Raw genomic sequence first — 15176 nt, 5'->3', positions numbered from 1 at the left:
ATATTAAATAAGAATAAATTATTAAACAACAAAAAATAGTTATGAATTTGTTGCGCGGATATTTGTCTTATTGATGGAAACTGTATAAAATATAATTATATAAGAGGGTATATAATTATCAGTAGGTATTAAGCAGGTTGTTAGTATGAGGAGGTTCTCATGAGCGAAGAAACAAAACGGTCATTACATCCCGTGGATGAAATGCTGCCGCCTACGCAACTATTTGCCTATGGCTTGCAGCACGTATTGGCCATGTACGCCGGTGCCGTAGCCGTACCGATTATTGTGGCTCAGGCCATGCATTTGTCAGCGGAACAGTTAATTCACTTAATTAACGCGGATTTATTTACTTGTGGGATTGCCACACTGATTCAGACCTTGGGTTTTTGGAAAGTGGGCGCTCGTATTCCGATGATTCAAGGCGTTACCTTTGCGTCAGTTACACCGATGATTGTAATCGGTACGCAAGGCGGTATGACGGCCATCTATGGAGCCATAATCGTGGCCGGCCTGTTTACATTCCTGATAGCGCCGTATTTCAGTCGTTTGATTCGTTTATTCCCGCCGGTGGTAACCGGTACGATCATCACGATTATCGGTATTACTTTATTGCCGGTATCCGTGCGTTGGATTACGGGTTATGGCAAGCCGACATCACCTGAATTTGCCAGTCCTATGAGTTTATTCTTGGCCTTTATAACCTTAGCCATTGTTATTATTGTATATCGTTATTGTAAAGGCTTTTTGAGTAACATTTCCGTGTTGATCGGGCTCATTGGGGGCACCATTATTGCCACCATCATGGGCGTAGCCGATTTCAGCAAAGTAGGCCAAGCGGATTGGGTGGCCTTTATTACACCATTCTCCTTTGGTTATCCGACCTTTGATGTGGGCGCCATCATCTCCATGATTATCGTTATGTTTGTAGTTATGGTAGAAACGACCGGCGACTGTGTGGCTATCGGTGAAATTGTAGGAAAACCGATGGGGCGTAAAGGACTTGCCAGATGTTTGCGGGCCGACGGTTTATCCACCATGCTCGGCGGCATTTTTAACAGCTTCCCGTACACGGCGTTTGCTCAGAACGTAGGGCTTTTGGCGGTAACTCGTGTGAAAAGCCGTTTCGTAGTGGCTACGTCCGGTCTCATTCTCGTGGTACTCGGTTTAGTGCCTAAGATGGCGGCCATTGTTGCGTGCATTCCGAACTCCGTATTGGGCGGTGCCGGTATTGCCATGTTCGGCATGATCATTGCCAGCGGTATTCGCGCACTTTCTAAAGTAAACTTTGATGGCAACTATAACTTGATGCTCGTAGCCGTAAGTATCGGTATGAGTATGGTTACCTTGACCGAACCGAACTTCTATCATAACTTCCCAAGCTGGACGTCCGTTATCTTGCATAGCGGTATCACCCTTGGCAGTTTGACAGCCGTTGTGTTGAACCTTATCTTCAACGGTGTGGGTCACGAAGAAGCGGTGGAAGAAGAAGATTAATCAGTTATTGGCTGAGCAATCATAAAAATATGATGGTTAAAATCGTCTGAATTTGTGCATAATAAAGGGACCACATTGATTTGTGGTCCCTTGTTGTTTATTCAACGATGCGTGGTATTCAGCATGGTTTCGAAATCGATGGTATTATGTTGAATAAATATGGCATTATTTTGTTAAACAGTATTAAATTCAATTATAGCATGTTATAATAAAGTTTAGAATATTGAAAACAATCAATGCGGGCGTTGCCGGTGCAACATACAAATCGGTGCTCGCGGTGGCATACTAGACATAGATTATTAGAACCGCTGTATGTTTTAGCTTTATCGTGACTATGGTTTTAATGATAGATGTATTCTTGTATGCAACAGAAAGGATTTACATATATATGGCAAAGATTATTGCTATTTCCATAAGTGAAAAAAAGGGGCAGAAAAAACACAACATTCCGGAAGCGGAATTGTTGACCGATTTCGGGATGGCCGGCGATGCCCATGCGGGCAAATGGCACCGTCAGATCAGCTTGCTCGGTATTCAGAGCATCGACTTGATGCGGGCTAAAGGGGCTGATGTGAATCCCGGTGATTTTGCTGAAAACATTACCGTAGAAGGCCTCGTTTTATATGAGTTGCCGGTTGGCACGAAGCTAAATGTGGGCAACGGTATCGTGCTTGAAGTGACACAGATTGGCAAGGAATGTCATTCCGGTTGCGAAATCCAAAAACAGGTCGGTTCCTGTATTATGCCGACCCAGGGGATTTTTGCCCGTGTGCTTGAAGGCGGCGTGATTCGCGTCGGCGATGAAGTAACCGTCAGTAACGACTAATTTTATTTTAAATAAATCAGGTTTGGATCAATCAGAAACTACCGAATCAGTGGTTAATAAATCAGTACCGAATGATTCGGTACCGGATAATGCAGAAGTGTGTAAAGGAGAATTGTATGGTGCAGGATAATTGGCAACGGACAATTGAATATGTGCGTCTTTCGCTGACCGAAGCCTGCAACTTTTGTTGTCCTTATTGTCGGCCGGAGGCGATTACGCCGGAAAGTCAGACAAACTTATTGACGCCCGACGAATGGCTTACCGTTTTGGGGGCCTTCCATCAATTAGGCGTGCGAGCGTTGCGCCTTACGGGCGGTGAACCGCTACTCTATCCGCATTTGGATGAATTACTCCAAAAATTGCAGGCGCGGCAGTGGTTTGAAGACGTATCCATGACGACGAACGGCAGTTTGCTGGGTAAACGTGCCAAGGAGCTTCAAAAGCTTGGGCTTAATCGTGTAAACATCAGCCTTGATGCGGTTGATGAAGTTACCTTTGACATGCGAACCGGACGAACCGGTGAGTTATCGGCTGTTATCAAGGGGATTGAAGCGGCCCTCGCAGCGGGTTTTACGTCCGTTAAAATAAACACGGTGTTGATGGAGCCCATGTCCGATGGTATGGTGCGATCCCTCTTGGCGTATATGGAAAAATGGCCCGTAATTTGGCGTTTTATCGAATACATGCCGTTCCAAGGCCAGACATTTAGAGGACCTACATTTGAAGAATGGCAGGCTCAATTAACCAGAATCTGCGGGGGGCCGCTAATTCCGGTTGAAAAGAACGGAGCGAAAAAGGGTGCTGAAAAGGGTGCTAAAAGCGGGAACGGACATGCTGTTGAAGCTGATGAAGTTAAAGACGGTAAAGCGACCGCTACTAAAAAGTCCAAATCAGTAACCGGCTTCGGTCCGGCTACGTATTACGCCTTGCCGCAAGGTCCGGTAGTGGGCTTCATTTTTCCAATGAGCCACAGCTACTGTCATGAATGCAATCGCGTGCGACTCACATCGGACGGTCGTTTGCGTCTTTGCTTATTGCGCGACGATGAAGCGGATTTGGTCAGCTTGGTGCGTCAAGGCAAGTCATCCGAAGAGTTGGCTGAACATATTAAGGACGTATTGCAACTCCGTCGTGAACAGCACGAAGGGCCGGATATGGCGGCGCCTAAGCGTGCCATGTGGCGAATCGGCGGTTAGTAATTGCTTTTATTGGGTGTAAACGGCAAGACTTGATTATTATATGAGGTAAAATGCGGTTTAGGCTTGACTGTAGGGTGTCGTCAGCCTGAATAGAATAAATGAGGTGGTGTAATGAAACGATTTGATTGGGGCACAACGGCTAATGGTGAACCTGTTACTATGTATGAATTGGAATCGGATACAATTAAGCTGCGCGTAATCGACAGAGGGGCCACCATCGTCGACTTTATTGTAAAACCTTTAGAGCGTAATATTGTGTTGGGCTATGACTCCTTACAAGGTTATGAAGAAGGAACGGCCTATTTAGGTGCGTCCGTCGGTAGGGTTGCCAATCGAATTGCCGGCGCCCGTTGTGAAATTGACGGCACCGAGTATCATTGGAAGCCGAATAACGGCCCCAACTTACTTCATAGCGGTGAAAATAGTTTGAGTTTTGACGTGTGGCATTTAGTACCGCAAAGCGCTAAACAGGCCTTTAATTATGATAAAATCACTTTGGCCACGATGTTGCGCAGTGAAGAAGACGGCTTTCCCGGCGACTTGCGGGTACAACTGGATATTATCGTCAATGGGGCGGACGTGAATTTAACGTATCGCTATATGACATCCCGTAATTCCGTAGTTAATATTACGGGGCACAGTTATTTTAATTTGAACGGCACCGCTGCTAACACAAATGAGGGCCGCAAGGAACAGTCACTCATAACGAATCACCAATTGCGCTTGGACGCGATTCGTTATATGCCGTTTGGTGAAAACCAGATCCCTACCGGTCATATTGCTTCGGTAGAACGAACACCTTTTGATTTCAGTGTATGGCGTACCTTAGGGAATAGTTTGAATGCCTATAAGGAAGAATTGGCAGAATATAGAGGCTATGATCATCAGTATGTACTGCGCCTGCCTACGACCAGCAAAATGTTTGCGCTACCCGTTAATCACCGTTTCAGCGATAGGGAGGATATGACCAAACACCTGGCTTTGTGTGGGACTATGCACGTAGCTGACTTAGCCTTGGAGGTATACTCCAATGCGCCGGGCTTTCAGTTGTACACCGGTAACTGGCTCGATGAAACCGGTCGTGACGGGGTGCATTACGGGCCTTACAGCGGTATGTGTATAGAGCCGCAATTTGCCCCGAATGATGTTAACCTGCCTAATTTCGGCGAATCGCTGACTAAAGCGGGGACCATTTATGAACGGCATATTACTTATAGAGTAGATTTACTCAATGGCTGACAAAAACGATAATATATTTTACAATTAAAGTATGATACTTGACCGGTTGTGCCAAGCACAGCCGGTTTTATTTATATTGATATACCTGTTTACCAAGGAGGTTAAGACCTATGGACGCATTTACATTTCATAATCCGACCAAAATCGTATTTGGCAAGGGCTGTGTAGCTCAATTGGGGCAAGATTTGGCAAAATACGGTCAAAACGTGCTGTTAACCTATGGTGGTGGCAGTATTAAACGCAACGGCATCTATGACGACGTCATGGCGCAACTTAAAGCGGCCGGTAAAAACGTCATTGAACTAAGCGGTATTATGTCCAATCCGCGTACTGAAAAAGTGCAGGAAGGAGCCGATTTGTGCCGTGAGCATAAGGTGGATTTCATCTTGGCTGTAGGCGGCGGATCCGTTATTGACTGCTCCAAATTCATTGCGGCAGTCGCTAAAACAGAGCCCGGCTATGACTGGTGGGAGCACATGTTCATGAAGCGTGAAAACGTAACCGATGCGTTACCGTTTGGTGTTGTGCTTACCATGTCAGCCACGGGCAGTGAAATGAATAATCGCGGCGTTGTGACCAATTGGGAATCACAGAAGAAAATGGGCGGTTACGGTGATGCACTGTTCCCGCAGTTCTCCTACTTAGATCCGGTCTACACCTATTCCATGCCGCACAATCAGATGATTAACGGTATTTGCGACATGCTGTCCCATTTGATGGAACAGTATTTCTCCTTGCCGGAAACCAACAATGTAAGCGATGCCCTCATTGAAGCGGCGTTTAAAAACATTATGGCCAACGCAGCTGTTGCCATTAAAAATCCGGAAGACTACGAAGCTCGTTCCAATCTCATGTGGGGAGCCACCTTGGTCTTGAACGGTATTATGGGTCTTGGTAAAAAACAGGATTGGATGGCCCATCAGATTGAACATGCATTGTCTGCATTTTACGACATTCCGCATGGTGCGGGCCTCGCCATTGTACATCCAATGTTACTTCGTTATATCTTCAAAGATCACTTACCTCGTTTCGTTCGCTTTGCTAAAAATGTATGGGGACTCAGCGAAGACGAATACGCCAACGAAGCTACCTTGGCCTTGGCCGGCATCGATGCGTTACGCGCTTATTTCAAATCCATCGGGGCTCCCACAACATTGACCGAAGTGGGCATTCCGGCCGAAGCCTTGCCTAAGATAGCTGCAAGCTCTAATCGCTATCCGACATCGTATACCAACTTTACGACAGAAGATATTTTGGCGATTTATCAAAGTGCGTTATGATTAATTTTCGATATTTAATCGATAAGAGCTTTTTAAGTGTTTAAAGAAAATTACAATATATATACCGAAACTTTACATAAATGAACTGTTTGTTTATTGCTATTAATAAATAGAAGTGTTAGTATAACAGTAGCATATGGCTCTTAAGAGCTCTTGGTGATGGTGGCATCACCTACCCGAAAGCGGCACGAAAGTGTCGCTTTTTTGGGATAAATTCAAATCGGATATTATTTGGTAAGGGGAATTGGCTATGACATGGGATGACTATAAGGAGTATGTGAAATCTCTCAGTGATGAAGATCGGGAGAATATGGAATTGATAGAAAAACTGGCTGAAATTGCGACACGTCATTTAAAAGATAAAGGGGAGTAACGCAAGCAAATTCGCTTGGGCAGATGTAGCATTAAATAGACTTTTTGCGGCAGAAAGTATTTATAGTAAATACAATAGCTTTTTATAAAAAGATAAAAATCAATAAATTCTATTTCCTTTGAGGCGGTCTTATTTCTATTGACCGCCTCTTTTGTTCCATTCATCGAAAACTCGTTTACGCCTTTTCTAAAATAACATACAATGCTATCAGATAAAGATAGGTTATAAAATATCTTACAGCATAGTTTATTGCATTTATTTTAGGAGGTTTATGTTTATGGAAATGAACGGGCTTTATTTAGTCATTGCTTCGGCCCTCATACTCGTAATTGCCTATCGCTTGTACGGGTCATTCGTGGCGGCTAAAGTATTAACAGTAAATCAATATCGCACAACCCCGGCGGTAGCGATTAATGACGGGGTAGACTATGTACCAACCAACAAATGGGTTACTTTCGGTCAGCACTTTGCAGCGATTGCCGGTGCCGGTCCTTTGGTTGGTCCTGTAATTGCCGCTCAGTTCGGTTACTTACCGGGCGTGCTCTGGATTTTGATTGGTTCCGTATTAGCCGGTGCCGTTCACGACTTCGTGTTGCTTTTTGCATCCGTTCGTTATAACGGTAAATCCATTGCGGATATTGCAAAATCCGAAATTTCCAGCGTTGCCGGTATGGGCACGTTGCTTGCTACTTTGTTCTTGCTCATCATCACGATGGCCGGTATGGCAGCCGTAGTTGCCAACTCCCTTGAAAACTCCTCATGGGGCTTTTTCACAGTAAGTGCTACGATTCCTATCGCCGTATTCATCGGTATTTACCTTCGTTGGATTCGCCCGGGCAAAATTCGTGAAGCCACTGTTATCGGTGTAGCTTTAATCATGGCCGCTGTTGTATACGGTCCTGACATCGCTCATTCTTCTTTGGCCCCTTACTTCACTTGGGATCGTAAATCCATTCAAATCATGTTGGCTGTTTACAGCTTCTTCGCAGCCGCTCTACCGGTTTGGTTATTATTAGCTCCACGTGGTTACTTGTCCACTTACATGAAAGTCGGCACCATCGGTGCATTAGCCTTAGGTATTATTCTTGTTATGCCGGTTCTTCAAATGCCAGCTTTCTCCGACTATGTAAACGGCGGTGGCCCTGTACTTAGCGGTTCCGCAGTTCCATTCGTATTCATCACCATTGCTTGTGGTGCGTTGTCCGGTTTCCATGCGACCGTATCTACCGGTACAACTCCTAAAATGATTACGAATGAAAAAGAAATGCTCCCAATCGGTTACGGTGCGATGCTTACTGAAGCCTTCATCGCTATGATGGCTTTGATTGCAGCAACCAGCTTACATCCAAACGATTACTTTGCAATTAACTCCACTACGGAAACTTTCTCCGCATTGGGTCTTCAAGTTCAAGAATTGCCAATGCTTTCCCAGATGGTAGGGGAAGACTTGATGCACCGTCCGGGCGGCGCTGTATCCTTGGCAGTTGGTATGGCTCACATTTTCTCCAAAATTCCTAACATGTCTCACTTGATGAGCTACTGGTACCACTTCTGTATCATGTTCGAAGCCTTGTTCATCTTGACTTTGATCGATACCGGTACTCGCGTAAGCCGTTATATGGTGCAGGAATTATTGGGTATGGCTTGGCCAAAAATGAAAGACGCTCACTGGTTACCAGGCGTTTACATTGCGTCCTTCCTCGTATGTTTCACTTGGGGTTACCTCGTATTACAAGGTAACATCGGTACCATTTGGCCATTATTCGGCGTATCCAACCAGCTCTTAGCAACTATGGGTCTCGCCATCGGTACAACGGTTATCATGCACCTTGGCCACAAACGCTATGCATGGGTAACGATGATTCCATGTTTCTTCATTGCCATCATCACTGTTATGGCTGACTATCAAAACGTATTCGGCAACTACATTCCGGAAGGTCAGTGGATGCTCGTTGGCGTTAGTGTAGTCATGTTCATCTTGGTAGCAGTCGTTATGGTTGAAGCGGTTCGCAGCTGGATTCGTTTGGCAAAACAGCCGCAAGATTTCCGTACCGAAGCTGATATCGAAGAGGAAACTCTCGAAGATATGGAACCTGAAAACGTTTAATCGAACGTTAATAGGCTAAAAAGTAAACGACTAATAGCTTACAAACATAAATGTACGCCCTTAAATTATGCTGTTAAGCAGATAAAAAATGCCATAGACACGTTGCTCGGTGAAAACCGTAGTAACGATGCCTATGGCATTTGTCGTATATTGTTAAAATGTTTGAAGCTGATTGTTGAGGCTAGCTTATTAATTAAGCATTTGATGCTTTGTCGTATAGTCCAAGTCGTTGTCTTATAGTCCGCGGCTTTCTTAGCTGATGCCCAACAATTCTTTAATCAGTTTAACCTGTGCCTTGCTCACTGGAATATCTACGAGCTCTTGGCCTTTGGCCGTCTGCTGGGGCAAACGTAACCAATAAGTGCCTTTGAACCACGGAATGACTTCCTGCACTTTATTTAAGTTGACGATATAACTGCGGTGAACGCGGAAGAGGGATGTGCCTTTTAAGCGATCCTGTAACTCCGTCAGCGTTTTATTGGAGCCGTATTTACCGGTATCGGTATGAACGTCGAGACGGCCCGATTCACCGGTAATGTAGTTGATGCTGTCGATGTCGATGAGCATGATGTGGGCACCGTCATCAACGGCCAGTTTATTAGTGCGGATAACCGGCTTGATGCTTTGATCGTTTGCGTCGTTCTGCTTTGCACCGGCTACGCTGATAGCTTCGGGAGCACTTTTGGCTCCGGTGGCCGCAACTGATGTAGCATTGTTAGCGGCTGCATGGTTAGCGGTTGTACCATTACTTGCGGCTGCGTTACCGGCGGCTCCGGTGCCGTGTGACTGCGTATGGCCGGTGGCTCCCACCAATTTTTGCACATGCTGAACCGCTTTAGCCAAACGGTCATCTTCAATCGGTTTTACCACATAGTCTAAAGCCTGCAGCTCGAAGGCTTTGAGGGCATATTCATCATAGGCCGTGGCAAAGATGATTTTGCTATCCGGTGAAATGTCGTGAATGACTTGAGCCAGTTCCAAACCGGACAGACCGCGCATATGGATATCAAGGAAGATTAAAGCCGGTTTTTCACGGGTAATTAAAGAAATCGCGGCCGTAGCGTTGTCGGCTTCGCCGATAATATCGATTACATCACTGTGGTTGGTAGTGAGTAAGTACCGCAGCTCGTCGCGAGCCGGCGCTTCATCATCAATAAGGATGGTGCGAATCATAGAATCTCCTTTCTATTCCGTTCGTTCCGGTGTCGGATCGGATTCCGGTTGAACTTTAGGGATGCGGATAACAACGGTGGTGCCTTCTTCAGGAACCGAAGTAATTTCAAGACCGTACGGGGCACCGTAGAGACCGCGCAAGCGGTGATGCACATTGCTAAGTCCGATATGACCTTGTGGCGGATGTTCCAGATAATAATCCGGGTCGCCTTGGAAACCGACGCCGTCATCGGTAACGGTGATTATAATATCCGTGTCCGTCATGGTTCCTTCAATGGCGATGGAACCGCCCACCTCGCGCGGTTGGAGACCGTGCTTGATGGAGTTTTCAATAATCGGTTGCAGCGTTAAGGACGGGATGCCGTAGCTGAAAATAGCGGGGTCCAAATTATGCGTTACGAATAACTTATCGCCGTGGCGGGCAATGGCAATTTCAAGAAAACCGCTGACCTGAGCCCATTCTTTTTCAAACATAATAACGCGGCCCGTATACTGCAAGGTAAAACGGAAAATTTGCGAAAATTTGATGAGCAAACGCCTTGCCAGCTCCGGATTGGTACGAATCAATGAGGAAATGGTATTCAGCGTATTGAACAGAAAATGCGGATTAATCTGGGTATGTAATGCCTGCATTTTCGCTGCCTCGGTCAAACGACGTTGGTAGTCGATTTCCGTCAGCTCCAGCTGGGTTGAAAATAAGTCAGCCAGACCTTGAGCGAAGGCAATATCCGACGAATCCGGATGATAGGACGGCGATGTATAATACATCTTCAACGTACCGATGATACGCGTTTTTATCATGAGCGGTACCACAATGGCACTGCTGAGCGTACAGTTCGGGTGGGTACAACCGATTTCAGCTGGCGAGTAGGCGATATGAATCGTACCGGACGTCAACGAATCGATGGTTACATGCGTCAAATGGTCATTCATGCCGGGCGCATGGTGATTGCTTTCGGCCCCGATATAGGCGAGAACCTGCTTCGTATCCGTAATAGACACCGCGTCGTAGGGGCTGTGCTTTTTAATAATTTGCACAACCGCATTGGCCGAATCCGGATTAAGACCTTTACGGAAATAACGTACCGTTTCGCGGGCGATGGACAAGATATTTTGACTCTGATTCGCCTTTTGCTGCGTCCGTTGGTAGAGGCCTGCTTTGATGATATACATGAAAAGGGCAAGGCCTAACGAGTTGGCAATCGTCATCGGTACAGTGATGCTGTTTACGAGGGCGTATGCTTGGTCATAGGGCTGAGCGACGAGCAAGATGATAAGCATCTGCAGAATCTCGCCGAAGAACCCGATACCGAGGGCAATCGGCCACGGAATGAGCTTGCCTTTGTAGTATTTTTGAAAAAGACCGGCCAAGAACCCTTCGGTGATGGAGGAAATGGCACAGGCAAGGGCCGTAAAACCACCCAACGAATAGCGGTGCAAGCCGGACACGATACCGACGGACGTGCCGAGGTACGGGCCGCCAATGAGACCGGCCGCCATGATACCAATCATGCGCGAGTTGGCAAGGGCATCCTGAATGGGAATCCCGCCGTAGGTGCCGAGGATGGCGATGCTGGAAAAAATGACCGTAAAGGCGATGCGGTCGAACCACGATAGTTTGTTGACCATGAGACGGTCGAAAAGTTTGAGCCTTGAAACGATGAGCCCCAGTATGACGGCATAGCTGATGCGTTTTATCATTTCAAGTAAAAGTATGTCGATAGCCATGAAAAATCCTTTCGTTAATGCAATTTATTGTTATTATTATATCACAGATGCAAAATACTAAAGGATAGCCATAGGGTTATATTAAGATTGCAAAATGGTCATTTTTCGATTGTGAAACGATGACGAATTTAGTAAAATAAAACCATCTAAAACATAGGTGAGATTAGGCAAGATTGAATGATTGATTACCTGTCACAGTGACAGTTTAGTTTGATAGGAGGCATAGTATGTGTTGGTGCGATATCGTATTTAAATCCGGGGCAAACCGTTTAGGTCAGGGTCTCGAAGGTACCCTTCATTTCTTGGCGTTCTGGGTGCTCACACTCAGCTTTGTGCGCTTGGGCGTGTTCTGGATTTTCGGATTATAAAAACGGTTTAACTTAAACTTTGCATAGGCTCAATATATTCATTTCGTTGAAATGATGTATATTGGGCTTATTTTTATGGTCTAAACTTGATTTAATTATTGCAAATTTGATTGACGAGTGATATATTTAACTCGTGATAAGAAAAATGAATATATTTTCAAAAATTATTTGTCACTCATATCACATGGAGGTTTAGGGCGTAGGTTTTATATCTATTAGGGGGCTATAATATGCGCACATTTAAAGTACCATACTCAAAAGACTTCATTTCAATCCAGGTGCCGGAAGCAAATCTCAAAGGCGTTTTAGAATCCGGCTCAGCCGAATATAAGGCTACGGCACCTGAAGAAGCATTAGTGGAACAAGCCTTGGATAATCCGATTGGCAGTGTCAAATTAGAAGACCTGGTTAAAGGGAAAAAGAACATGGTCATCATCACCAGTGACCATACCAGACCGGTACCAAGTAAGATTACCATGCCGATTTTGCTGCGTCGAATCCGTGAGGTGAATCCTGCCATTGATATTACAATTCTCGTGGCTACCGGTTTTCACAGACCCACAACCAAGGAAGAAATGATCGATAAATTCGGTCCGGACATCGTAGCCCATGAAAAGATTGTAAATCATATATCCGGTGATGACTCGCAAATGGCGAGAATTGGTACTTTGCCGTCAGGCGGTGCGTGTATCATCAATAAATTAGCTGTAGAAACAGAATTACTCATAGCCGAAGGTTTCATTGAACCGCACTTTTTTGCCGGTTTTTCCGGAGGTCGTAAGAGTATTTTACCGGGGATTGCCTCAGCGGTTACAGTCATGGCCAATCACTGTGCTGAATTTATAAATAGCCCAAATGCCAGGACCGGTATATTGGAAAACAACCCTATTCATAAAGATATGAAATACGCTGCTAAAGCTGCTAATTTAGCATTTATCCTAAACGTTGTTATCGATTCTGAAAAGCATATTATCAATGCCTTTGCCGGCGATTCTGAAAAAGCCCATGAAGTAGGCTGTGAATTTGTTTCAAAACTTGCCAGCGTACCAAAGGCACCCGCTGATATTGTTGTTACCACTAATGGCGGCTATCCGTTGGACCAGAATATTTATCAAGCGGTTAAAGGGATGACGGTCGCTGAAGCAACATGCAATAAAGATGGCGTTATTATTATGATTGCGGCCTGCAATGATGGGCACGGCGGTCAATCCCTATATGATAATTTAAAGGCGGTCAAAACCCCTAGAGAACTGCTTGACCGCATTGCTAAGGTGCCACGGAATGAAACAATTCCGGATCAGTGGGAAATGCAAATTCTAGCACGAATTCTTGACCAATTTACAGTCATTGTTGTGACTGATCAGTGTGATCCTCAAATGTTAAAAGACATGCATATTGAACATGCCTTTACATTTGCGGAAGCTTTAAATCGTGCTATGGAGATAAAAGGGAAGAATGCATCAATAACTGTCATTCCTGATGGAGTATCGGTTGTAGTGAAATAAAAGGAAATTAATAAGGAGCAGTAACTGAAATGTGAGTTTAAAAACTCGATTTCGTTACTGCTCCTTACTTTGTTTTAGACTTACCATATATTAATCAACGAGGAGGTGTTTTTATACTTGCTATAGATTAATAAGTGGGGCGGCGCAAAATTAATCTTCGCGTTCGTTGTCCATTGGTTCGCCGGATTTTGTTACTTCTACAGCTTTAGCATAGCTTTCTAAAAGAAGACGATAATTTGTAAAAATACGACCCCAAATTTGAGCCCATTTGTCGGCTTGAGGTGTATGCCATGTGCGCTGTAATTCTGCCAATACAGCACCGGCGTCAGTTACCACAACCCCTGCTTGGGTGAGGCGCATCATAGTGGCCATAGCAGCTTCTTTGGAATACGTACCGGATGCGTCAGGCACTGCAAATACGCGATAGCCTTCATTAACAGCACAAATAGCCGGTAATGCCATGCATACACTTGTTACCGTACCGGCGATGATTAACGTCTTTTTACCGGTTGCTTTTACAGCATCTACGAAATCTTTACAATCCCAAGAGTTTACTTCGCCGCGACGTGCTACATATACTGCATGCGGAGCCACTTCATGGATTTCCGGAATCAACGGACCATTTGGACCTTGGGGTACGGAAGCCGTCGTAATAACAGGCATATTTACTAATGCAGCTGCTTCAGCTAACGCAATCGCTCTGTCGCGAATACGCAAGAAATCAATGTCATTAATACATTGGAAGAGACCGCTTTGGTGGTCAATAAGCAACATAGCTGTGTCATTAACGTCAATCATAGGGGCTTTGCCGTCAAAATTTTTGTAAAGTTCCATTTTGAAATCTCCTTTCAAGGAATACAAACCTTGGCACATCTCTGGTGTACCTTGTGTATCCTATTATAGTGAGCGGGCTATTTAGAAACAATATGCAGAAATTTAAATATGTCTATACTTTGGCTGATTGTTAGAAAGCAATGAACAGAAAATAAAAAGTGTACATAAATTGCGTTTTTTGTAAAAAAATATACAGAAATTGAAATGTGTTTATAGTTGACCGGGTTTTTCACAGAAATAATAGTCTCCATGATAAAATAAGAGATAATAATATAGCTATGATTTCAACAGTAAGGAGATGGAGATTTACCTTGATTGAAAGCTCGAATGAAAAAACAGGAACTAAACGACACGTATCAACGGATACTCGCGAACATATAAAAGATACACTGCTGCTTATGCTGAAAACCAGTCATTTTCGGACCATCCGCATTACCGCGCTTTGTCGGGAAGCGCATATTGCGCGAGGAACGTTTTATTTATACTACAACACCATTGATGACTTGTTGGAGGATATTATTAACGATAGCCTGCAACTTATCAATTCCATGACGCCCAAAGAAAAGCAGGGATCGCTTAAGAAGTTGCAAATTATGTTAAATCAGACGGGGGATGAGGAGTTACCGAAGGACAGCTCTTTATTTCCGCCGTGTCATAAATATTTGGAACTTGAAAAATACAGATTCCTCGTAAAAGATGCGGATGTGGCTCCGATTATCGCTCAAAAAATCTACCAGTATGAAAGCCCTAAGATCGTTCCGGTGCTCATGAAAGAGCTAAATATGAAACAGGATGAAGCGGAATTGCTTTTTAAATTTATCGTTAATGGCAGCAGCTCGGTTAACCGCAGTTTGTTAGAGTTAAAAGAGAACGAGTGGTATCGCCTGCAAAAGAAGATTTTGCAATTTATTTTGGGCGGTTTGAAATGTGACCAGTGGAGTTAAAAAGCTCGGAGTATTCAATTAAATAGTGTGTGTACAAGCTCAATGTATAGCCAGCGTATTTATAAGCTATACATTGAGTTTTTTTTGTTGTGAAAAAATCATAGAG

General features: G+C 44.6%; 13 protein-coding genes. 10 read left to right on the top strand and 3 right to left on the bottom strand.

Annotation, left to right across the window (positions count from 1 at the left end; all coding sequences use genetic code 11):
- Window positions 1-159 precede the first annotated feature (159 nt).
- The 7 genes from EO124_RS09845 to EO124_RS09820 all read left to right on the top strand — a co-directional run bounded on the left by EO124_RS09845 (window position 160) and on the right by EO124_RS09820 (window position 8518).
- The gene (locus EO124_RS09845; protein ID WP_021841247.1) at window positions 160-1494 is read left to right on the top strand and encodes a nucleobase:cation symporter-2 family protein; all 1335 of its coding nucleotides are present in this window, start codon (window positions 160-162) and stop codon (window positions 1492-1494) included.
- A 388-nt stretch (window positions 1495-1882) separates the two neighbouring features.
- Window positions 1883-2320, top strand: coding sequence for an MOSC domain-containing protein (locus tag EO124_RS09840; RefSeq protein WP_127059361.1), 438 nt, complete (start codon window positions 1883-1885; stop codon window positions 2318-2320).
- Window positions 2321-2439: 119 nt separating this feature from the next.
- Window positions 2440-3516, top strand: coding sequence for a GTP 3',8-cyclase MoaA (locus tag EO124_RS09835; RefSeq protein WP_241230708.1), 1077 nt, complete (start codon window positions 2440-2442; stop codon window positions 3514-3516).
- A 114-nt stretch (window positions 3517-3630) separates the two neighbouring features.
- Entirely contained in the window at window positions 3631-4758 is a 1128-nt protein-coding gene (locus tag EO124_RS09830; protein ID WP_127059359.1) for an aldose epimerase family protein, read from the top strand.
- A 110-nt stretch (window positions 4759-4868) separates the two neighbouring features.
- Window positions 4869-6038, top strand: a complete 1170-nt coding sequence (locus EO124_RS09825) for an iron-containing alcohol dehydrogenase (protein WP_127059358.1) — start codon at window positions 4869-4871, stop codon at window positions 6036-6038.
- A 250-nt stretch (window positions 6039-6288) separates the two neighbouring features.
- On the top strand, window positions 6289-6411 hold the full coding sequence (locus EO124_RS10385) for a hypothetical protein (protein WP_277600417.1): 123 nt from the start codon (window positions 6289-6291) through the stop codon (window positions 6409-6411).
- A 277-nt stretch (window positions 6412-6688) separates the two neighbouring features.
- Window positions 6689-8518 carry a carbon starvation CstA family protein gene (locus EO124_RS09820; protein ID WP_277600416.1) on the top strand — a complete coding sequence of 610 codons (1830 nt, stop codon included), beginning with the start codon at window positions 6689-6691 and terminating at the stop codon, window positions 8516-8518.
- A gap of 252 nt (window positions 8519-8770) precedes the next feature.
- Here the strand turns inward: EO124_RS09820 and EO124_RS09815 are convergent, their stop codons facing one another.
- Both EO124_RS09815 and EO124_RS09810 read right to left on the bottom strand, forming a co-directional pair.
- Complete coding sequence (locus EO124_RS09815; protein WP_127059357.1) at window positions 8771-9691, bottom strand: LytR/AlgR family response regulator transcription factor; 921 nt, start codon at window positions 9689-9691, stop codon at window positions 8771-8773.
- Between the two features lie 12 nt (window positions 9692-9703).
- Entirely contained in the window at window positions 9704-11419 is a 1716-nt protein-coding gene (locus tag EO124_RS09810) for a sensor histidine kinase (protein WP_127059356.1), read from the bottom strand.
- A gap of 227 nt (window positions 11420-11646) precedes the next feature.
- Here EO124_RS09810 and EO124_RS10240 point away from each other — a divergent pair, with 227 nt between their 5' ends.
- The gene (locus EO124_RS10240; RefSeq protein WP_021841256.1) at window positions 11647-11787 is read left to right on the top strand and encodes a hypothetical protein; all 141 of its coding nucleotides are present in this window, start codon (window positions 11647-11649) and stop codon (window positions 11785-11787) included.
- A 230-nt stretch (window positions 11788-12017) separates the two neighbouring features.
- Window positions 12018-13292, top strand: coding sequence for a nickel-dependent lactate racemase (larA, locus tag EO124_RS09805; RefSeq protein WP_127059355.1), 1275 nt, complete (start codon window positions 12018-12020; stop codon window positions 13290-13292).
- Window positions 13293-13442: 150 nt separating this feature from the next.
- Here the strand turns inward: larA and EO124_RS09800 are convergent, their stop codons facing one another.
- Window positions 13443-14126: an isochorismatase family protein gene (locus tag EO124_RS09800; protein ID WP_021841258.1), complete on the bottom strand. Its 684-nt coding sequence runs from the start codon at window positions 14124-14126 to the stop codon at window positions 13443-13445.
- Between the two features lie 398 nt (window positions 14127-14524).
- Here EO124_RS09800 and EO124_RS09795 point away from each other — a divergent pair, with 398 nt between their 5' ends.
- Window positions 14525-15070 carry a TetR/AcrR family transcriptional regulator gene (locus EO124_RS09795; RefSeq protein WP_127059354.1) on the top strand — a complete coding sequence of 182 codons (546 nt, stop codon included), beginning with the start codon at window positions 14525-14527 and terminating at the stop codon, window positions 15068-15070.
- The last annotated feature ends 106 nt before the right edge of the window (window positions 15071-15176 follow it).

It is taken from the genome of Veillonella ratti (genome assembly GCF_003992115.1).
In the GTDB taxonomy this organism is placed as follows: Bacteria; Bacillota; Negativicutes; order Veillonellales; family Veillonellaceae; genus Veillonella_A; species Veillonella_A ratti.
This window is presented reverse-complemented; position numbering and strand designations above follow the sequence as displayed.

Excerpts from the sequence above, each read along its gene's own strand:
- EO124_RS10385 (WP_277600417.1), top strand. The coding sequence starts at position 6,289 with ATGACATGGGATGACTATAAGGAGTATGTGAAATCTCTCAGTGATGAA.
- EO124_RS09845 (WP_021841247.1), top strand. The coding sequence starts at position 160 with ATGAGCGAAGAAACAAAACGGTCATTACATCCCGTGGATGAAATGCTG.
- larA (WP_127059355.1), top strand. The coding sequence starts at position 12,018 with ATGCGCACATTTAAAGTACCATACTCAAAAGACTTCATTTCAATCCAG.
- EO124_RS09810 (WP_127059356.1), bottom strand. The coding sequence starts at position 11,419 with ATGGCTATCGACATACTTTTACTTGAAATGATAAAACGCATCAGCTAT.
- EO124_RS09825 (WP_127059358.1), top strand. The coding sequence starts at position 4,869 with ATGGACGCATTTACATTTCATAATCCGACCAAAATCGTATTTGGCAAG.
- EO124_RS10240 (WP_021841256.1), top strand. The coding sequence starts at position 11,647 with ATGTGTTGGTGCGATATCGTATTTAAATCCGGGGCAAACCGTTTAGGT.
- EO124_RS09800 (WP_021841258.1), bottom strand. The coding sequence starts at position 14,126 with ATGGAACTTTACAAAAATTTTGACGGCAAAGCCCCTATGATTGACGTT.
- EO124_RS09820 (WP_277600416.1), top strand. The coding sequence starts at position 6,689 with ATGGAAATGAACGGGCTTTATTTAGTCATTGCTTCGGCCCTCATACTC.
- EO124_RS09830 (WP_127059359.1), top strand. The coding sequence starts at position 3,631 with ATGAAACGATTTGATTGGGGCACAACGGCTAATGGTGAACCTGTTACT.
- EO124_RS09795 (WP_127059354.1), top strand. The coding sequence starts at position 14,525 with ATGCTGAAAACCAGTCATTTTCGGACCATCCGCATTACCGCGCTTTGT.
- EO124_RS09840 (WP_127059361.1), top strand. The coding sequence starts at position 1,883 with ATGGCAAAGATTATTGCTATTTCCATAAGTGAAAAAAAGGGGCAGAAA.
- EO124_RS09815 (WP_127059357.1), bottom strand. The coding sequence starts at position 9,691 with ATGATTCGCACCATCCTTATTGATGATGAAGCGCCGGCTCGCGACGAG.